Source organism: Rhizobium sp. Root274 (assembly GCF_001429245.1).
In the GTDB taxonomy this organism is placed as follows: domain Bacteria; phylum Pseudomonadota; class Alphaproteobacteria; order Rhizobiales; family Rhizobiaceae; genus Allorhizobium.
Map to the genome: position 1 here is coordinate 1,191,884 of NZ_LMJE01000007.1, position 19,465 is coordinate 1,211,348.

Below are 19,465 nucleotides of genomic sequence, written 5' to 3' on the forward strand. Positions count from 1 at the left end.
GCTCTGTCAAGCCGCCTCCTCGCGCCGGTAGCCCGTATCGATCACCACCGTTCCACCGCAGACCCTTGAGACGCAGGCACACATCTTGGCGGCCGCGTGGCGCTCCTCGGCCGAGAAGAACACGTCGCGATGGTCGATCGCGGCACTCGCCTCGACCACGCTGACCGCGCACAACCCGCATTCGCCGCGCCGACAGTCGTAGACCATGTCGACGCCGGCTTCCATCAAGGCATCGAGCATGCTCTCGTCGGCCCGGACGCTGACGCGATGCCCGGTGCCAGCGACCTGCACCTCGAAAGGCTGCTCGATGTAGCGCCCGCTGTCACCGAAGACTTCGAACCTCAACCGGCTCATCGGTCGTCCGCTCTCCTCCCAGACAGTCCGGGCCGCCTCCAGCAAGCCGTGCGGGCCGCAGATATAGGCTTCGCCCTCCGGCGGCAGAGCCTCGAACTCGGCCTTCAGGTCCAGCACCTGTCCTTCGTCCTGCAGGAAGGTCTGCAGATCGACGCCTGACAGATTTTCCAGCTCCTCCACAAACGGCATCTGGCCCCGGCTGCGGGCTGCATAGAGCAGGTCGACCGACTTCCCTCGCCGAGCAAGAGCCTGCGCCATGCCGTAGATCGGCGTGATCCCGATACCACCGGCAATAAGGAGATAATGCGAGGCCCGCCAGGAGAGTTCGAATCGGTTTTCCGGCTCGGTCATTTCCGTCTCGTCGCCCGGCTGCAACTGCCACACGAAGGCCGAGCCGCCGCGGCTGTTGGGATGCAGTTTCACCGCGATTTTCAGCGTGCCGGGCGCGCTCGGGATGACCGTATAGGTGCGCAGTGCCGGTTCACCCCGGATGATGACCTTGATATTGGTGTGCGCGCCTGGATCGAAACCGCCCCTTAGGCCATCGACCGCAAAGGTCACGGCCCGCACATCCTCCGCCGGTGTCTCGATGGCGGTAACCACCGCCCGACGCCATTCCAGTTTCGACTGCATAAATCCTCCTCCTCCAAGTCTCTCAATCCGCCGTCTCCGGAACGGCGGTCAGCCCGACATCAATGCGAGCGCCAGCACCTTGCCGCGCAGGTCCGGCTGTTCCTCCAGCACGAAATCCAGGTTCTGCCGTGCAAGGCGCGCATGTTCGCGGGCCAGCGCCTCCGCCCGCGCGCCTTCCCGAAGCGCGATGGCCGACACGATCGCCTTGTGCTGCGCCTGCGCGACTAGCAGACTGCGGTGGAAGGTCGGCACGTCCATCTCGGTGTTGACGAAGGCATTCGGGCTGGCGAAGGGCAGGCTCGTCATGCGCTCGATCTCCCGCCGCAGGACCTCGCTGCCGCAGAGATCGGCAAGCAAGGTATGGAACTGCCCGTTCAAGGCCTCGTAGCGCTGAAAATCCATGGCGAGCGGATCCGTCGTCACCACGCCATCGAGCGTTTCGACGACGGCCGTGATGGCCTTCAGCTTTGCCGGCGCAACACCCCGTTCGGCAGCCAGCCTCGCGGCTGTGCCCTCGAACACACCGCGCAACTCGATCGCGTCAATCACATCCTGCCGGGTGAAAGACCGAACCGAATAGCCGCCGGAGGGGATGAGTGTGACCAGCCCCTCCTGCTCGAGCTTTTGCAGGGCGGCCCGAAGCGGCGTGCGGGAGACCTTGAGCCGTGCGGCAAGTGCGACTTCCGACAACCGGTCGCCCGGCTCGATCTCACCCTTCAGCACCAGATCGCGAAGACCCGAAAGGGCCTTCAGCGTCTGCTGTTTCGGTGCTGTCTCAGTCACTGGCACCCTGTCACTCCGCCGCCGCGACATGCAGGCGCGCCGGCTGCTGCTCGGCCTCGATCATCCGGTCGATCAGCTTGCGCGCCCACATCGAACCGGCGTCGATATTGAGATTGTAGAACTGATGATCCGGATTGGCCTCGATGGCCCGCTGCTGTGCTTCCAGCACTTCCTCGTCCTCACGGAACACGCCGGCAACGCCCTCACGCAGTTCGTGGGTGCGGGTCTGGTTCTTCAGGTCGTAATTGCGGGCAAAGGCCCAGAAGTAGAGACAGGTCTTGTCCGTCGAAGGCGTGATCGTGTTGAGCACGTAACCGTTGACGCCCTTCGAGCGATCCCCCTGCGGCGCACCGCTCCCGGCTTCGGCAACGCCGACATCGATGGTCACAGTGCACGGCGCCTCGAAGCGAATGATCTGCCAGCGATCGACGCGACCCGGCTTGCCATACTGCTTGCGCCAGAAGGGCGGCGGATCGATGTCTTCCATCCAGCGGGTGATATAGGCGAAGCGATCGGAATGGCTCGCCTCGAAAGGTGCCTCTGCCACGGCCCGGTTGCCGATCGACGAGCCATGCACGAAGGTTTCGTGCGTCAGGTCCATCAGGTTGTCGACCACGAGGCGGTAGTCGCATTTCACCTCGATCAGCTTGCCATCGGCGGCCCAGTCCGGATCCTGGTTCCAATGCATGTCGGGGATGAGCGCGGGGTCGGCAAGCGCCGGATCACCCGGCCAGATCCAGACGAAGCGATGCTTCTCGGCGATCGGATAGGATTTGACGCAGGCCGACGGATTGATGGTCTCCTGCGACGGCATGTAGACGCAGCGCCCGGTCTCGTCATATTCGAGCCCGTGATAGCCACAGATCACGTTGTCGCCTTCGAGCCTGCCGAGCGACAAAGGCACCAGCCGGTGCCAACAGGCATCCGCCAGCGCCACGGCGGTCCCATTTTCCTTACGATAGAGTACCACCGGCTTGTTACAAATCGTTCGGGCCAGCAGGGAGCGCTTCAGCTCGACGTCATAGGCCGCCGCGTACCAGGCATTCAAAGGGAATGTGGGTTTGGACATATCTGCTTCCTCCTCAGATGAAGACAGTGAGCCACGATGTATACAGAATGTCAAATCATACGAGAAAAATCCTGATAATGCTGCTGAATACCCTCAAAAAACGCACATCCTGTATACATACTTACGCATTGGAGGAAGAGTTTTGCGCCGCCCCGCCGGAACGAAAGCCCCTGCCCCGGGATCAGGAGGGGCTTGAATATCCTGAAGCCACCTTTATGTTCGTATCTATGAAGATAGATGCCGAATCCATGAAGAACGGCGCCGACATGGCGAGCGAACTGCTGAAGTCGCTCTCCAACCGTTATCGGCTGCTCATTCTCTGCCGCCTCGCCGATGGTGAACATTCGGTGGGCCAGCTTGCCGAATTTCTCGGCATTCGCGACAGTACGGTTTCGCAGCATCTGGCCCTTCTACGGCGGGAAAAGATCATTGCCGGACGCCGTGACGGGCAGACGATCTGGTATCGCATCGAGAGCGCACCGGCTCGCGCCGTGATTGGCACCCTCTACGAGAGCTTCTGCAAGACTGACACCTGCGCCGATTGACGCTGCCCTGCTGGCGCACATGATGATGGGATCACACAGCGCCAGCATTGACTTTCATTTCACCAATATATACATACTATCGTAGATACGCAATATCGGAGAAATTCTATGTCGATCGATCGCGCCGTTCTCGCCTTTGCAGGCTTCATGGTCCTGACCTCCCTGCTTCTGACCCATTTCGTCCATCCCGGATTCGTCTGGTTGACAGTCTTCATTGGCTTCAACCTGATCCAGTCCGCCTTTACCGGCTTCTGCCCGGCAGCGGCTGTCTTTCGCAAGCTCGGCGTCCGACCGGGCAAGGCCTTCTGAGGTATCATTCACGAATGCCACCGCCCGTGTCCTGCTGTCCCTCGTCCTCTCGGCCACCACGGTTGGGGTGGCCGAGGCGGCAGAGATTACGATCAAGTCCGTCACCGTTCCGGAAATGAAGGCTGTCTTTGGCCAGATCCAGCCGCGCAACAGCGTGGCCGCCCGCGCCCGCCTGAGCGGCAGTCTCACGGCGGTCAAGGTGACCGAAGGGGACATCGTTCAGGCCGGCGACGTGATCGCCGAAATCAAGGACGACAAGCTCGACTTCCAGATCAAGGCGATCGACGCCCAATTGCTTGGGCTTCAGGCGTCTCTCAAGGATGCCCGGGCCGAACTTGATCGCGCCGAGCGCCTGGTTCGCAGCGGCGCGACGAGCACGCAACGCCTCGACCAGTTGCGCACCCAGGCGGACGTGATCGTCAACCAGATCGGCACGGCTGAAGCCCAGCGGTCGGTCATCGTGCAACAGTCCGCCGAAGGTGCCGTGATCGCTCCCGCGTCCGGGCGAGTCGTTTCGGTCCCAGCTACCACCGGCGCCGTCATCATGGCTGGGGAGACCATCGCCGAAGTCGCTGGCGGCGGCTTCTTCCTGCGTCTGGCCATTCCCGAGCGCCATGGAGCAGATTTGCGCCAGGGTGCAAAAATCCACATCGATGCGGCCGGCAAGCCCCTGACCGGCACGCTGGCAAAGATCTATCCTCTGATCCAAGGAGGGCGGGTTACAGCCGACGTCGAAGTCGAAAACCTCGACACGCAGTTCGTCGGCGGCCGCGTCCTGGTCGAGGTGCCGGTTGGTGAGCGGCAGGCAATCCTGGTGCCTGCGACAGCCATCACCACCCATGCCGGGGTCGATTTCGTGACGGTCAAGGAGGGTGAAGGCACGGCACAGCGCGCCGTCCTGACGGGCGAACCGGTGAAAGGCGAAGGAGAAACGGCAGTCGAGATTCTCTCCGGCCTCGCAGCAGGCGACATCGTGGTGACCCCATGACCGATCCGATCAAGCATAATTCCGGCGCTTCCGCAGCCGATGACGCACCGACGACCGGTCTCGGCATCGCCGGCAATCTCACGCGTTTCTTCATCAAATCCCCGCTCACGCCCCTCTTTCTGATCGCGGCCTTGGCCTTCGGCTTGGTCGCCCTGATGTCGCTGCCGCGCGAGGAGGAGCCGCAGATCTCGGTACCGATGGTCGACATCACCGTCCAGGCACCAGGACTGAAAGCGGACGATGCCGAGAAGCTGATCACCGAGCCGCTTGAAACCATCGTTAAGAGCATCAACGGCGTCGAGCACATCTATTCCCGCTCGATGGACAATCAGGTCGTCGTCACCGCGCGCTTCCTCGTCGGCACTTCGCCGGATGCTGCAGTGCTGCGGGTTCACGACAAGGTCCGCGCCAATATCGACCGCATCCCCGTCGGCATCGCTGAGCCGAAGGTGGTCGGCCGTGGGATCGATGATGTGGCGATTGCGACCCTGACCTTTCAGCCGGTCCCCAGCGCGGGCGACCGGATCTCGTCGAACGACCTGACGCGGATCGCGCGGGAAGTGCGCAACGAGATCGCGAAGGTGGACAATGTCGGCCTGACCTATCTGGTTGGGGAAACAAGTGAAATTCTCCGCGTCTCGCCGCAGCCGGAGCGCCTGGCGCTTCATGGTATCACCCTGCAGCAACTCGCAGCCAAGGTGAGCGGCGCCAATTCCGCGATGCCGGCAGGTCAGGTTCGGGCCAACGGCCAGCAGATCGACGTCATGGCCGGCGAAACACTGTCCACCCCCGCCGAAATCGGCAACCTCCTTCTCACCGCCAGAGATGGCCGGCCCGTCTATGTTCGGGACGTGGCAACGATCGCCTTCGCCACCGACACCAGCGACGCCCTCGTCGCCTCGCTCAGCAAGGACGGTGACAAGATCGAGCGGGTACCTGCCGTGACGCTCGCGATCGCCAAACGGGCAGGCGCGAATGCCGTGGTCGTCGCCGAAGCCGTCATGCAACGCGTCGAGGCCTTGAAGGGCAAGCTGATCCCCGATGAAGTGGCTGTTGAAGTCACGCGCGACTACGGTGAGACCGCGAACGACAAGGCGAATGAGCTTCTCTACCACCTTGGCCTTGCGACAGTGTCGATCATCGCGCTGGTCTGGCTGGCGATTGGCCGCCGGGAAGCTCTGGTCGTGGCGATCGTCATTCCAATCACCATCCTTCTCACCCTCTTCGCCTCGTGGCTGATGGGTTACACGCTCAATCGCGTCTCGCTGTTTGCCCTGATCTTCTCGATCGGCATCCTTGTCGATGATGCCATTGTGGTCATCGAAAACATCGCCCGCCATTGGGGCATGGGCGACCAACGCTCGCGCCGCCGCAGCGCCATCGAAGCGGTCGCGGAGGTCGGCAACCCGACCATCGTCGCAACTCTGACCGTGGTTGCAGCACTGCTGCCGATGCTCTTCGTCTCCGGCATGATGGGCCCGTATATGAGCCCCATTCCGGCCAATGCCTCGGCGGCGATGGTTTTTTCCTTCTTCGTCGCCGTCATCGTCACGCCCTGGCTGATGCTGAAGGTGGCCGGCAATGCGCCGCTTCACGGACATGGTGCCGATCACGAGACCGGCGGTCGGCTGGGCGGGCTCTATGCGAGTGTGGCAAGACCAATCCTCGCCAGCAAGACCCGCAGCTGGGTCTTCCTTGCCGTCGTCGGCCTGCTCACGCTCGGTTCGCTGTCGCTGTTCTACACGAAGCATGTGACCGTCAAGCTTCTGCCCTTCGACAACAAGTCTGAACTGCAGGTCAGCATCGACCTGCCCGAAGGCTCGACCATGGAAGCGACGGACGCGGTCGCTCAATCCGTCGCGCGCCTCGTGCTCGACCTGCCGGAAGTAACATCCGTGCAAACCCATGCCGCGACGGCAGCGCCCTACAACTTCAACGGCCTCGTGCGGCAATCCTACATGCGCTCGGCATCCTATCAGGGTGACGTTGCCATCAATCTGACCCCCAAGGGCGACCGCGATCGCACCAGCCATCAGATCGCGCTGGAGATCCGCAACCGGATCAAAGCGATCAAGGTGCCTGACGGCACCAGCCTGAAGGTCGTTGAACCGCCGCCGGGTCCACCAGTCATGGCAACCCTGCTGGCCGAGATCTACGGCCCGACCCCATCCATTCGGCGTGCGGTTGCTGCCAAGGTGGAAACCGCTTTCCGTTCGGTGCCCTTCATCGTCGACATCGACAATTCCTATGGCGTCGAGGCACCGCGCAAGCGCCTGACTGTCTCGACCGATGACGCGGAGTTCTACCGGGTTGAAGAAAGCGACGTATTCGACACCATCTCCATCCTGAGCAACGGCAAGACCATCGGCTACTCCCATCGCGGCGATGGGCATCCCCCGATCCCGATCCGTCTGGAGCGACCGCGCAAGGACAAGGTGATCGATGAACGCTACCTGTCGACCCCGATGCCGGCCAATGTTCTTCCCGGCGACAAGGGTGTCGTCGAGCTGGGCGATGTCGTCCGTGTCACCGACGAGATGACGGAGCTGCCGATCTTCCGCCACAACGGCATGAATGCAGAGATGGTGACAGCAGAACTGGCGGGCAGCTTCGAGGCACCGCTTTACGGTATGCTCGCCGTCCAGCAGGCGATCGATGCGCAGGACTGGACAGGGCTTCCCAAACCCGTCATCGCCCTGCACGGCCAGCCCCAGACTGAAGACCAGCCGACGCTGCTCTGGGATGGCGAATGGGAAGTGACCTGGGTGACGTTCCGCGACATGGGCGCCGCATTCATGGTCGCGCTGCTGGGCATCTACATCCTCGTCGTTGCCCAGTTCGGTTCCTTTAAGATCCCGCTGGTCATCCTGACGCCGGTACCGCTGACCTTCATCGGCATCCTCGGCGGACACTGGTTGTTCGGCGCGCCTTTCTCGGCCACCTCGATGATCGGCTTCATCGCGCTCGCGGGCATCATCGTGCGCAACTCCATTCTGCTCGTCGATTTTATCCGCCATGCGGATCATGAAGGTCGAACCCTGACGGAGGTGCTGATCGAAGCCGGTGCCGTGCGCTTCAAGCCGATCCTCTTGACCGCACTCGCCGCGATCATCGGGGCGGCAGTGATACTGACGGACCCGATCTTCCAGGGGCTCGCCATCTCGCTGCTCTTCGGCCTGATCTCTTCCACGCTGCTGACCGTTCTCGTCATTCCCGCCATCTACCGTGTCTTGCGGACCTGACACACACAGTCAAAGCGCTATCATGCGGGCGCGGCCATGCCGCGCCCAAGCGTCCGGCGGACGTTTTGGCTGGACGGTTTCAATAAATTCATCCGCCCCTCTTCAACATGCCTCAAAAAAGTGTAAATATTAGTTGACACTCAAAGCTGAGGCAGATCCGTTGGCTCAACCGTTTCCATTCGCCGCCATCGTTGCGCAAGAGGATATGAAGAAGGCCCTGCTGATGGCGGCCGTCGAGCCGCTGCTGGGTGGAGTGCTGATCTTCGGGGACCGGGGCACAGGCAAATCGACGGCTGTCCGGGCGCTTGCAGAACTGCTGCCGCGCATCGAAACCCGCACCGGTTGTCGCTACAACTGCCTTCCAGCCGAGCCACAAGCGGCCTGCCCAATCTGTTCTCCGGATGGTGACGGCAAACGCCCGCCGATCACCAAACGCCGCGCCCCGATGATCGACCTGCCGCTCGGCGCAACCGAAGACCGGATCTGCGGCGCGCTCGACATTGAAAAGGCGCTGGTGGCAGGCGAAAAACATTTCGAGCCGGGACTGCTGGCAGCAGCGAATAGGGGTTTTCTCTACATCGATGAGGTCAACCTTCTCGAAGACCACCTTGTCGACCTCCTGCTCGACGCAGCCGCTTCCGGCGTCAACGTCGTGGAGCGCGAAGGTCTCAGCATCCGCCACGCCGCCCGCTTCGTCCTCGTCGGCTCCGGCAATCCGGAAGAAGGCGATTTGCGCCCACAATTGCTCGACCGTTTCGGTCTCTCCGTCGAAGTCCGCACCATCGAGGACCTGCCGCAGCGCATTGACGTCATCCGGCGACGCGATGCTTACGAGACCGATCCGGAGGCCTTCTGCAAGAGCTGGGCGAAGCGGGATGCCGCCATCGGCAACCGGGTCGTTGCCGCCCGCAAGATCCTGCGCGACGTCGAAATCCCCGATAATGTCGTGATGCGCATGTCGCAGCTTTGCCTGCGCCTTGGCATTGACGGGATGCGCGGCGAACTGACCCTGATGCGCGCCTGCCGCGCGGCAGCCGCCCTGTCCGGCACCCCAACCGTCACCTGGAACGACGTCGCAGAGATCGCCCCTATGGTGCTGTGCCACCGTCTGCGCCGCGATCCGCTCGATGACGCCGGTTCCACACCACGCATCGAGAGGGCGCTCGCCACCGTCGATGCCGGCTACGGCCATGGCTGAACTCGGCCCCCACGAAGCCTTTGATCTGGCATTGGCGAAACACGGCGCCGAACAATGGGCCGATGCGCTTCTTGCGGCTGAAGTCATGCGCCGGGGAGGCCACCGGATCGGCGGCATCTGGCTGACGGCGCGGGCCGGTGGCGTCAGAGACGCCTTTCTCGATCATCTCGGGTCGATGTTTGGGTCACAGGATCGCTGGACGCGCCTACCACCAGGAAGCTCGCTCAGCAATCTCGTCGGCGGCGTCGATATCGCCGCCACCGCAGCTCTGGGAACGCTGGTGCGCCAGCCCGGCCTCCTCTCGCGTGCGAGGGACAGCCTCCTGCTGATCCCGATGGCGGAACGCCTCGACGCCGCACTCGCGGCCACAGTCGGGGCGGCCATGGATTGCAATGCAGACGGCGTGATGTGCATTCTCGCTCTCGATGAGTCGATCGAAGACGACCACATCCTGCCGATTTCGATTGCCGATCGCCTTGCCCTGCGCGTTGACCTGCATGCTGTCGCCTGGCACCACGTGGCGGAGAGATCTAAGGCCGGAGCCGCATCGCTCACCACACCACCCCGGCTTCCAAGCATAAACTGGACCTCGATCACCATCAGTGACGCGACACTGACATCGCTGAGCGCCCTCGCGCAATCCAGCCGCCACGGCTCGCTCCGCATCCTGCGCAACCTCGTTCAGGTGGCCAAAATTCTTGCCCATATCGACGGCCGAGATGTGGTCAGCGACACCGACGTGATGACGGCGCTACGCCTCTGTCTAGGGCTACGGCTTGCTCCACCCTCAGAAGACCAGCAAGCAGAACCGGACAGTGCTGAGCCTCCACCGCAAGCACAGGCGGACGCAGAGGACCAGCCACCTGCACCGCCCGAACCACCGGATGCCGAAGCACCACCCGCAGACAAAAGCGCCGAGCCTGCGCCTTCCCGCCTCGACGCCCTGACGGAACTGCTCGCGGCTGTGCAAGCCGGCGCTCTCTCGGGGAACCCGCTGCTTCTTTCCTCCGAGCGCCCGTCGCGTCAGGAAGGACGCTCCGGCAAGTCCGGCAGCGAACGCAAGAATGCCCGGCGCGGTCGCCCCTTCGGCATCGGTCTTTCACCGCCCTATCCGGATGCACGCCCCGATATCGTGGCAACGCTGCGCGCCGCAGCACCCTGGCAGAGGACGAGGGCCGCCCAACGAGCGCATATCGGAGCAACCGCCACTCTCACAGCGGCGGGCGGCCTGGCGTCAGCGACGGCCCCACCCCCCGCCCCGCACCGCGCCTACGTCACCCGCGACGATTTCCGCTACCAGCGCCTGCGTCATGCCGCCCCCTCCACCGCCATCTTCGTCGTCGACGCATCCGGCTCCACCGCGCTGGAACGCCTTGGCGAAACCAAGGGCGCCATCGAACATCTGCTGGCGCGCTGTTACGTGCGGCGCGACGAGGTCGCGCTCATTGCCTTTCGCGGCACGAGCGCGGATGTGCTCTTGCCGCCGACCCGCTCGCTGGTCGCCGCCAAACGTAAACTGGCGGCCCTGCCGGGCGGCGGTCCGACACCGCTGGCCTCCGGTCTGCAGAAGGGACTGGAACTTGCACTTGCCGTGAGGCGGCGCGGGAGCACGCCCATACTGGTGCTTCTGACCGACGGCAGCGGCAATATTGCGCTTGACGGAACGCCTGATCGCGCCCGCGCTGCGGAAGAACTGACGCGCCTTGCCGGTCTTTACAAGTCGAACGGGCTAAAGACCGTCTGCATCGACATCGCTCGGCGTCCGCGTGACAGCGTGTCCGCCCTCGCCAGCGCACTCGGAGCCGACCTGCACCTGCTGCGCCAAGCGGAAGCAAGAGGGATGTCCGACCTTGTCGACACTTCCATGAGGGAGGCCAGTCGATGAACCGCCGACGCGAATGGCTCGACTGGGAAACCGACGGACGCAACTGGCCGAACCGATCGGCGAGCCAGTTCATCAGCACTGCGGACTATCACTGGCATGTTCAGATCGCCGGTCCGCAAGACGCCCCGATGATCCTGATGCTGCACGGAACGGGTGCCGCCTCGCATTCCTGGCGTCACCTCCTGCCACGATTATCGAACCGGTTTCGCGTCGTCGCTCCCGACCTGCCCTGCCATGGCTTCACACGCCCGCGCGGCCATGCCGACCTCTCCCTGCCCGGCATGGTCCAGGCGCTGTCTGATCTGCTGGCGACGCTTCATCGGGGGCCGGCCGTGATCATAGGCCATTCCGCAGGGGCGGCGATCGCCGTCACTCTTGCCGCCAGACAAATGACGACCCTGCCCCGTCATGTCATCGGCATCAACGGCGCCTATCTGCCCATCCGTGGCAACGCGCTGTTTTCCCCGATGGCAAAGGCTCTGTTCGCCAATCCTTTTTCCGCTTCCATGTTTTCCCTGCTGTCGCGCGTGACACCGCTCGGCAGCAACCTGCTCTCCGCCACTGGATCGCGGATCGACGAGGACGGAAAGGCCATCTACCGGATGCTGCTCGGTTCGTCGGGCCATGTCCATGGCGCACTTGGCATGATGGCGGCCTGGGACCTATCCCGTTTCGACGCGACGCTGCGCCGCCTGCCATTTCCCATGACATTGATCGCCGCCCGGGACGATCCCATGGTGCCGCCAGAGAATTCGACCCATGCGGCAAAGCTGGCGGAGGGCAGCCGCCTCGTCTCAAGCGCAAACGGCGGTCATCTCCTGCACGAGTGCCAGGCGGAACGTGTGGTTGAGTGGATTGAAGAGGCGATCGGGGAACAACGTTCGAACGGAGTGGATGCAGCATGAACATCTCCAGCCGCTTCCCCCTATCCCCGCGACCACCAGCCGACATGCGGCCTCATGCCGTCATCATCGGCGCCGGCGTGGGAGGGCTCGCCACCGGCGCGCTTCTCGGCGCCAAGGGCTACCGCGTCACCATCCTCGACCCGCTCGACCAGCCGGGCGGACGAGCCTACGCCCATCGCCAGGACGGCTTCACCTTCGATGCCGGCCCGACCATCATCACGGCCCCCTGGCTGTTCGAAAATCTCTGGCGCGACTGTGGCGGAAAGCTAGAGGACGATGTCGACCTGAGACCGAACACGCCTTTTTACCGGGTGCGCTTCGACGACGGGACGATCTTTGACTATTCCGGTGACAAGGTCGCCATGGAGGCGCAGATCGCAAGGATCGAGCCGCGCGATGTCCAGGGCTATCGCAGCTTTCTCGACGAAAGCAGGCGCATCTACGAAGTGGCCTTCGAGCAATTGGCCCACAAGCCCTTCCACAGCCTGTTGTTCACCGCAAAGACCCTGGCACGCCTGGTCAAGCTCGGCGGCTACCGCTCGGTCTACTCCGTCGTCTCCAGTCATTTCCGCAGCGACAAACTCCGGACACTATTCTCCTTCCACCCGCTGCTGATCGGCGGCAATCCTTTCTCCGCGACCTCCTTCTATTGCCTGATCGCGCATCTGGAAGGCAAATACGGCGTGCATCACGCGATCGGCGGAACGAACGCCCTCGTGCGAGGGATCGCCAGCCTCGTCACCCGCAATGGCGGGCAGATCCGGCTGCAGGAAACGGTCACCGAGATCGAAACGCAGGGGCGCCGCGCCACCGGCGTGCGTCTGGCCTCAGGCGAGCGCATCTCCGCCGACATCTTGATCTCCAATGCCGACCCGGCAACCACCTATGGCAAACTGCTCAAAACCTATCCGCGCCGCCGCTGGACAGACGCGAAGATCGGCCGAGGCGATTATTCCATGAGCCTCTTCGTCTGGTACTTCGGCACGAATCGCCGCTATGACGAGGTCAAGCACCACACGATGATCTTCGGCCCTCGCTACAAGGGTCTGCTCGACGACATCTTCCGCAAGCGCCGGCTGGCGGAGGATTTCAGCCTCTATCTGCACCGCCCGACAGCAAGCGACCCGACGCTAGCGCCTGCAGGCTGTGATGCCTTCTACGTGCTGAGCCCCGTGCCCAATCTCGACGGCGATGCCGACTGGACGGTCGAAGCCGAACGCTACCGGCAACGCATCGAAAAGCGCCTGGAGCACACCATGCTGCCGGGCCTCTCCCGCCACATCGTCTCCTCGCAGCTTGCGACCCCGCTCGATTTTCGCGACCGCCTGCTGTCCTGGCAGGGCGCCGCCTTTGCGCTTGAGCCGAAACTGTTCCAGAGCGCCTGGTTCCGGCCGCACAACAAGAGCGAGGAACTGGACAATCTCTACCTCTGTGGCGCGGGCACGCATCCGGGCGCCGGGCTGCCGGGCGTCATCTCGTCCGCTCGCATCGTTGCTGACCTTGTGCCGGCCCCTGAAACCTTCGTGACAGGCGCTGAGGGTGCGACCAGAGGACAAGCGTCATGACGGCGTCCGAGATTTCAATCCAGGTCGGCAGAGAAAGTGGGCACCTTGCCCGCCCGCTTGCCCGGCGACCGGTGATCCTGAACTATGGCTTTTCCGGAGAGGTAGAGGACGGAAAGGCCTGCTCCGCCGCCATTCGCCGTGGCTCCAAATCCTTTCATCTGGCCTCGCTGATGTTGCCCTCCCCTACCCGCCAAGCGGCCCGCGCGCTCTATGCCTTCTGCCGCCATTCCGACGATCTAATCGACGCGCCGAGAAGCGGGCTGCCGGCGCTGGAGCGGCTGCGCCAGCGACTGGATCAAATCTATGCAGGCGATCCCGCCCCCTTTGCCTGTGACCGCGCCTTTGCCAGGGCCGTCGAGGAACACGGCATTCCCAAGCCCGTGGTCGAGGCCCTGCTCGACGGCTTCGCCATGGATCTGGAAGGGCGCCGCTATCAGACGCTTGACGAGTTGAAGAGTTATGCAACCTGTGTCGCCGCAAGCGTCGGTCTGATGATGGCAGCCGTCATGGGCGTCAGCGATCGTTCCGCCCTCGCGCGGGCAGCCGATCTTGGTCTTGCGATGCAACTCACCAATATCGCCCGCGACGTCGGCGAAGACGCGCGCAATGGTCGGCTCTATCTGCCGCTCGACTGGCTCTCCCAACACGGCATCGATCCCGACGCTTTCCTCGGAGTTCCCGGTTTCTCTCCGGCGCTCGGCGAAGTCGTGAAGAAACTGCTGCACGAAGCAGATCGTCATTACCGCCTGGGTCATGCTGGCATCGCCTCCCTTCCACCCGCCTGCCAGCACGCAATCCGGACCGCCGCTCTGGTCTATGAGGAAATCGGCACGGCGATTGCCGCCAACGGCTATGACAGCATCACGCATCGGGCGCGCACGACACTTGCCCGCAAGCTCTCGCTCCTGGTCAAGGCCCGCCGTCCGGATTGCCACCTGGCGAATGGAGGACAGGTCTCCATGCAATCCCCTGCAGACCCCGCCTCCGCACGCCTGGTTTCCCTGGCGAGCGCAGCGGCGGCAACAATCGCTCCGCGTGCAAGTGCTGAACAAATCGAGGGCACTGCCGGGCGGCTGACCGCAATCCTCCTGCGGCTCCAGACTCAGGCAAGAGAGGAGCGCGACCTGCGCCGCCTCGCAGCCCGGGAGAAGGCGGCGAGCCTTGCTTGAGCATTATTTCGGGTTGATCGAAGCCCTCTTCGTCTTCGGACTGGCCGTTGCATTTTACATCTGGCAGATGCGCGACCTGAAGAAAGAGAATGCCAAAGCCCGGAAGGCAGAGAAGGATCGCCCGCCGGAGAACAGCGACAACAGGTCCGAAGGCCCCTGAAATAGTCCTTCCAGGCTGATTAATTTCGGCAACTCCGAGGGACACTACCCTCGGCGCGGCATCCGGAAGGGCAGCATCAGGCGCACGAGCGGCATCGAGAGACGGCGGCAGTCCAGCGTCTCGTGCATCATCAGGATCCTCTCGCCATCCAGCGCTGTTTCGACCAAAGAACGGCGATAGAACGGACTGTCCTCCAGCCGCCGCACGAACCGGGCCGGCGACCCGTCCGCCGCGGCGATCCCGCCCCCAACGCCCCAGAATCCGCGCGGCAAGGTCTGGCGTCGAGGCAGCTCAAATTCGTGCAGATCCCCCTCATGGGAGAAGCGCAGACCCAGCCGTCGCTCACCACCGCCGACAGCCAAGGCATCGTAAATCAGAACGGCGCCGCCATCAGCGGCAGCACCCCGAGCCCAATCCCATCCAACGAAATTCTGCTCAAGAGGGCGGTCGCCCCAGTTCGTGTCATGATACCCCTCGCCCGACCATCCGCCATCTACAAAGGCATCGCCAGTCACTTCGACACGCGCAGACGGCATGATCGGCGACCAATGATGGCGACCGTCCTCGTCGAGGCGAAAGACGTGCGCCGGCAGAAATCGCGGTGTCAGCACCATCTCGCCACGCATGCGTTTGGGCCAAAGCCGCTGGCCGGGCCAGGGCAGGAAAACTTCGTCGAACGAGATCCGCAAAGCACCTCCCTCAAGCGAAAGGCTGCTCCTGCCGATCTCCAGGTGGCTGGTGCTGCGCGTCACCGCCGCCCTGCTCCGCTCGGTCATCGCCCACGCGTGTCCGTCGGGTCCGTACAGGGCGACATTGAAAGCAACATGGTTTTCGGGTTCCGTTCGCCCGGACCAGTGATAATAGGGCGAGAAGACCGAACCGACGAAGGCGATCACCGTGAAGGCGAATTGCCCGCAATCGCTGGTCCCGTCGGCATACCACCAGCGATAACCGCCCGCCGGGACATGCCCGCCAAATCCCTGTCCCGCTGGATCAATGCTGCGGCCAGCATGCCCGATAATGCTGCCATCGGTATGCCCGGCCCCGGATGTACGCTGCCCCCGGCCAGATACAGGCCCGCTACCGGCCCCTGCGTCCCCGGGCGCTGGAACGAGGCCATCCATCCGTGCGACGGCATCCCATAAAGCCCGCCCCCGCTGCCCGGATAAAGCCGCGCAAAATCCTCCGGTGTCGTCACATGCGGGGGATCCGCGCTCTGCTGCAGTTCCAGCCCATTCCGCGCCAGGCGGCGCTCCATCGCGTAGAGACATGTCTGGATCTCGCTTTCGTCGTACCGTTGCCGGTCGCCGTTGGCCGGCAGGTTCATCAATGCGTAGATGCGCTCGGGTTTTCCGGCGGTCAGGGACGAACGAAGCTGTCCGTCATCACGTCGATCCTCCGCGCAGAGGTAAATGGTCGGATCGGCAGGCGGCCGCCCCTCGCGAAAGATCTCTGTGAATTCCCGCTCGTAGTCGTCGGAGAAGAACACCGTATGGTGGGCAAGCGGAACACCTGAGGGTACGGCCAGGCTGCATCGAATGAGCGCGGAGAGCGAACGGGCGGGCTTCTGCGCAGGGCGAAGTGATGTGCCGAGCAGTTTCGGCAGCCCACCGATGTCACCGTTATAAAGGACCTGCTTTGCCTCGATCCGCCGGCCACTTTGCGTCTCGACACCGGTAACCGACTTGCGAAAACCGTCAACGGTAATGGCCACCGCAGGATCGCCGCACAGGAAGGTCACGCCGAGGCCTTGCGCGATCTCCGCCAGCTTCTGCGCCAACCCGTGCAGCCCACCTTCGACCATCCACACCCCCTCCTGCTCCACATGCGCGACGAGCATTAGGGTCGCAGGTGCTGCAAAGGGCGAGGACCCGCAATAGGTGGCATAACGGCCAAACAATTGGCGAAGGCGTGGATCGGCAAAATAGCCGGAGAGAGCCGACCACAGCGTCGAGAACGGCTTGATCGCCAGAAGGTCACCCGGCCGGGATAGGCCGATCCGGCGCGACAGGGAATACGGATTGGGACGGGAGGCGGCGATGAAGCTGTCTTTCAAAACCCGGTAGATCCGCTCGCCATCCTCAGCAAATTGTCGAAACCCCTCCGCCTCGCGCACCCCGGCAAAATCACGGATCGCCCGGAGGCTTTCATCGACATCGCCATGCAGATCGAGGCCGGCACCGCCATTCCAGTAGTGACGCGCGAGAACCTTGGCCCGCTTCAGCGGAACCTCGTCCTCCAGCCTGCGCCCGCAGACCTGCATCAACTCCTCGAACACCCATTCCATCGTCAGAACGGTCGGCCCAGCATCGAACGGACGGCCACCGACCTCGACCTGACGCAGCTTGCCGCCGGGGGAAGCTTGCGCCTCGATGACAGTCACGGAGATGCCGGAAGCGGCCAGACGCATTGCGGCAGACAGACCACCGATCCCCGCTCCAATGATGGCCACGGTCTGCTTGTTGGCTCCGTTCAAGAATGTCTCCCGGCTGCGTTGACTTCTGCATCACATGTGTCAATATTTGTTTACACAATAGCGCGTAATAGAATATTTACAACTGCGCAGGCCCGGAAGGTGACCCTCATGGATTTTCCTGATCGCATTGAAAATGGAATGCAGCGAGCCCTGCGATTTGCAACCGCCAATGGCTGCCCTCCCATTCTCGCCAAGGCGCTGCGCCACGCCGTTTTTCCTGGGGGTGCCAGGATCAGGCCACGCCTTTGCCTTGCCGTTGCCGCCGCCTGTGGCGACCGGGAACCCGGCGTCGCCGATGCCGCGGCAACCGCAATCGAATTGCTCCACTGCGCCTCCCTGGTGCATGACGACATGCCCTGCTTCGACAACGCGATGATGAGACGCGGCCGGGCCAGCGTTCACGCAGAGTTCGGTGAGGAGATCGCGCTCCTGACAGGTGACGGCCTGATCGTCAGTGCGTTCGAGACGATCGCTCGCGAGACGCTGCAACGCCCGGATCTGACCGCACCGATCATCGCCACCATCGCCAAATCTGTGGGGGCGCCTTACGGCCTCGTCGCCGGCCAGGCCTGGGAGAGCGAGCCGGAAATCAACATTGCCATCTATCATCGCGCAAAGACCGCCTCGCTGTTCAGCGGCGCCGTCTCGACCGGCGCCATCGCCTCGGGCGGCAACCCGCTGGACTGGTTGGGTCTTGCCGATGCTTTGGGTGCCGCCTACCAGGTTGCCGACGATCTATACGATGCTGTCGGCCAGGACGACGGCGTCGGCAAGCCTGCAGGCCAGGACAGCCGCAACGCCAAGCCCAACATTGTCGCCACACTCGGCCTCGACGCGGCCCTGCAGCGTTTGAAGAACCTGGTTGGCGAAGCCGTCAACTGCGTGCCGGACTGCCCGGGCGCGGAAGCCTTCCGCACGATGATCCGGCAGGAAGCGACGCGGCTGATGCCGAAGACCCTGGCAACCAGCGCGGCCTGACGGCGATGGCCACGCAAGCGGAGCCGACAAACGGTGCCGATACGGGTGCAAACTGGCGCGCCGACGGCGAAAGCAATGGCAAGGCCCCGCATTTAACCTTCAGCATGCGCTGGCGCCTATGGCGCAATCGTCAGATTGCGTCTCCACGGTTTCGCAGCCTGATCGCACGCCTGCCCCTCACGCGCTGGATTGCGCAGCGAAAGGCGAACCAGCTTTTCCGGCTGACGGCAGGTTTCGTCTACTCGCAGGTGCTCCATGCCTGCGTGAAGTTGGACGTTTTTCAACGCTTGGAAGACCAGATCCTCTCCACTGATCAGCTCGCAACCTTTTGTCAGCTCAGCACTCCCCGCATGCGGCTTCTGCTCGAAAATGCCGCATGCCTTGGGCTGGTCCTCCAGCCGACGCGCGACATCTGGATGTTGGACGATGCTGGCGCCGTTATCGCCTCGGATGCAGGCCTTCGCGCCATGATCCGCCATCATGACGCGCTCTACCGTGATCTGGTTGACCCAGTCGCCCTGTGGCGCTCGGAAATGCCGGAAACGGAGCTGCGGCGTTACTGGGCCTATGTGCGTGGAGACGCACCGAGCGCGGTGACGGCCGAGCAGGCGGCTCCATATTCGCTTCTGATGCGCGAAAGCCAGGCGATGTTCGCCGATTGTATCCTCGCATCTTACGATTTTGGCCGCCACGCTTCACTGCTCGATGTCGGGGGCGGCGATGGCGCCTTCCTGTCAGCGGTTGGACGGAAACACCCCAACCTTCAGCTCGCCCTCTTCGATCTACCCGCAGTGACAGAGCGCGCGAGCAAACATCTGACAGAGGCTGGTTTGATGGCCCGAAGCAGCGTCTACGCCGGCGACTTCTCGACAGACGCGCTGCCGGGATCGGCAGACTGCGTCACGCTTCTGCGCATTCTTTGCGACCATGACGACGACAGAGTGATCACCATTCTTACCAATCTGCACGGACATCTCGCGCCGAACACGCGCCTTCTCGTGGCGGAAGCCATGGCGGACCCCTCTGAGGGAGCACGGCTGGCATCAGGTTATTTCGGTGTCTACTTCCTGGCCATGGGCTCGGGACGCTGCCGCTCCGCCGACGAGATCATGTCGCTCCTGAGAACCGCAGGATTTCGCGAAACAGAGGCTTTGGCCACGACCAATCCCCTGATTGCGACCTTGGTCACAGCGATCCGCTAACAGC

Annotated in this window: 17 protein-coding genes; 12 read left to right on the forward strand and 5 right to left on the reverse strand. The window is 63.2% G+C overall.

Annotated elements, in window-relative coordinates; translation table 11 throughout:
• Positions 1 to 6 precede the first annotated feature (6 nt).
• From ASE36_RS14685 to ASE36_RS14695, 3 genes are read right to left on the reverse strand one after another with little or no spacing between them, the layout of a single operon-like run.
• Complete coding sequence (locus ASE36_RS14685) at positions 7 to 987, reverse strand: PDR/VanB family oxidoreductase (protein WP_062280877.1); 981 nt, start codon at positions 985 to 987, stop codon at positions 7 to 9.
• Between the two features lie 48 nt (positions 988 to 1,035).
• The gene (locus ASE36_RS14690; RefSeq protein WP_062280880.1) at positions 1,036 to 1,800 is read right to left on the reverse strand and encodes a GntR family transcriptional regulator; all 765 of its coding nucleotides are present in this window, start codon (positions 1,798 to 1,800) and stop codon (positions 1,036 to 1,038) included.
• Complete coding sequence (locus ASE36_RS14695) at positions 1,781 to 2,839, reverse strand: aromatic ring-hydroxylating dioxygenase subunit alpha (protein ID WP_062280883.1); 1,059 nt, start codon at positions 2,837 to 2,839, stop codon at positions 1,781 to 1,783. The genes ASE36_RS14690 and ASE36_RS14695 overlap by 20 nt, the downstream gene beginning before the upstream one ends.
• A 248-nt stretch (positions 2,840 to 3,087) precedes the next feature.
• Between ASE36_RS14695 and ASE36_RS14700 the strand changes: the two genes are divergently transcribed.
• From ASE36_RS14700 to ASE36_RS22625, 10 genes are all read left to right on the forward strand, one after another.
• Positions 3,088 to 3,384 carry an ArsR/SmtB family transcription factor gene (locus ASE36_RS14700; protein ID WP_413813656.1) on the forward strand — a complete coding sequence of 99 codons (297 nt, stop codon included), beginning with the start codon at positions 3,088 to 3,090 and terminating at the stop codon, positions 3,382 to 3,384.
• A gap of 108 nt (positions 3,385 to 3,492) precedes the next feature.
• The gene (locus tag ASE36_RS14705) at positions 3,493 to 3,693 is read left to right on the forward strand and encodes a DUF2892 domain-containing protein (protein ID WP_062280891.1); all 201 of its coding nucleotides are present in this window, start codon (positions 3,493 to 3,495) and stop codon (positions 3,691 to 3,693) included.
• Between the two features lie 67 nt (positions 3,694 to 3,760).
• Positions 3,761 to 4,681 (forward strand): efflux RND transporter periplasmic adaptor subunit, encoded by a 921-nt coding sequence (locus ASE36_RS14710; protein ID WP_244474752.1) that lies wholly within the window; start codon positions 3,761 to 3,763, stop codon positions 4,679 to 4,681.
• Complete coding sequence (locus ASE36_RS14715) at positions 4,678 to 7,923, forward strand: efflux RND transporter permease subunit (RefSeq protein ID WP_062280897.1); 3,246 nt, start codon at positions 4,678 to 4,680, stop codon at positions 7,921 to 7,923. Before ASE36_RS14710 ends, ASE36_RS14715 begins: the two co-directional genes overlap by 4 nt.
• A gap of 160 nt (positions 7,924 to 8,083) precedes the next feature.
• Positions 8,084 to 9,121: a magnesium chelatase ATPase subunit I gene (gene bchI, locus ASE36_RS14720; RefSeq protein WP_062280900.1), complete on the forward strand. Its 1,038-nt coding sequence runs from the start codon at positions 8,084 to 8,086 to the stop codon at positions 9,119 to 9,121.
• Complete coding sequence (locus ASE36_RS14725) at positions 9,114 to 11,006, forward strand: VWA domain-containing protein (RefSeq protein WP_162244220.1); 1,893 nt, start codon at positions 9,114 to 9,116, stop codon at positions 11,004 to 11,006. Before bchI ends, ASE36_RS14725 begins: the two co-directional genes overlap by 8 nt.
• Positions 11,003 to 11,911 (forward strand): alpha/beta fold hydrolase BchO, encoded by a 909-nt coding sequence (gene bchO / locus ASE36_RS14730; RefSeq protein ID WP_062280906.1) that lies wholly within the window; start codon positions 11,003 to 11,005, stop codon positions 11,909 to 11,911. Before ASE36_RS14725 ends, bchO begins: the two co-directional genes overlap by 4 nt.
• Positions 11,908 to 13,476: a phytoene desaturase gene (locus tag ASE36_RS14735; RefSeq protein WP_062280909.1), complete on the forward strand. Its 1,569-nt coding sequence runs from the start codon at positions 11,908 to 11,910 to the stop codon at positions 13,474 to 13,476. Before bchO ends, ASE36_RS14735 begins: the two co-directional genes overlap by 4 nt.
• Complete coding sequence (locus ASE36_RS14740; protein ID WP_082511087.1) at positions 13,473 to 14,645, forward strand: phytoene/squalene synthase family protein; 1,173 nt, start codon at positions 13,473 to 13,475, stop codon at positions 14,643 to 14,645. Before ASE36_RS14735 ends, ASE36_RS14740 begins: the two co-directional genes overlap by 4 nt.
• Entirely contained in the window at positions 14,638 to 14,805 is a 168-nt protein-coding gene (locus tag ASE36_RS22625; RefSeq protein ID WP_156378657.1) for a hypothetical protein, read from the forward strand. The genes ASE36_RS14740 and ASE36_RS22625 overlap by 8 nt, the downstream gene beginning before the upstream one ends.
• A gap of 44 nt (positions 14,806 to 14,849) precedes the next feature.
• Here the strand turns inward: ASE36_RS22625 and ASE36_RS14745 are convergent, their stop codons facing one another.
• Together ASE36_RS14745 and crtD are read right to left on the reverse strand one after the other, a co-directional pair.
• Positions 14,850 to 15,701: a hydroxyneurosporene synthase gene (locus ASE36_RS14745; RefSeq protein WP_062280912.1), complete on the reverse strand. Its 852-nt coding sequence runs from the start codon at positions 15,699 to 15,701 to the stop codon at positions 14,850 to 14,852.
• Complete coding sequence (gene crtD / locus ASE36_RS14750) at positions 15,698 to 17,281, reverse strand: 1-hydroxycarotenoid 3,4-desaturase CrtD (protein WP_274533379.1); 1,584 nt, start codon at positions 17,279 to 17,281, stop codon at positions 15,698 to 15,700. Before crtD ends, ASE36_RS14745 begins: the two co-directional genes overlap by 4 nt.
• A 108-nt stretch (positions 17,282 to 17,389) precedes the next feature.
• Here crtD and ASE36_RS14755 point away from each other — a divergent pair, with 108 nt between their 5' ends.
• Complete coding sequence (locus ASE36_RS14755; protein WP_062280915.1) at positions 17,390 to 18,259, forward strand: polyprenyl synthetase family protein; 870 nt, start codon at positions 17,390 to 17,392, stop codon at positions 18,257 to 18,259.
• Positions 18,260 to 18,264: 5 nt separating this feature from the next.
• On the forward strand, positions 18,265 to 19,461 hold the full coding sequence (locus ASE36_RS14760) for a methyltransferase (RefSeq protein ID WP_082511088.1): 1,197 nt from the start codon (positions 18,265 to 18,267) through the stop codon (positions 19,459 to 19,461).
• Positions 19,462 to 19,465 lie beyond the last annotated feature (4 nt).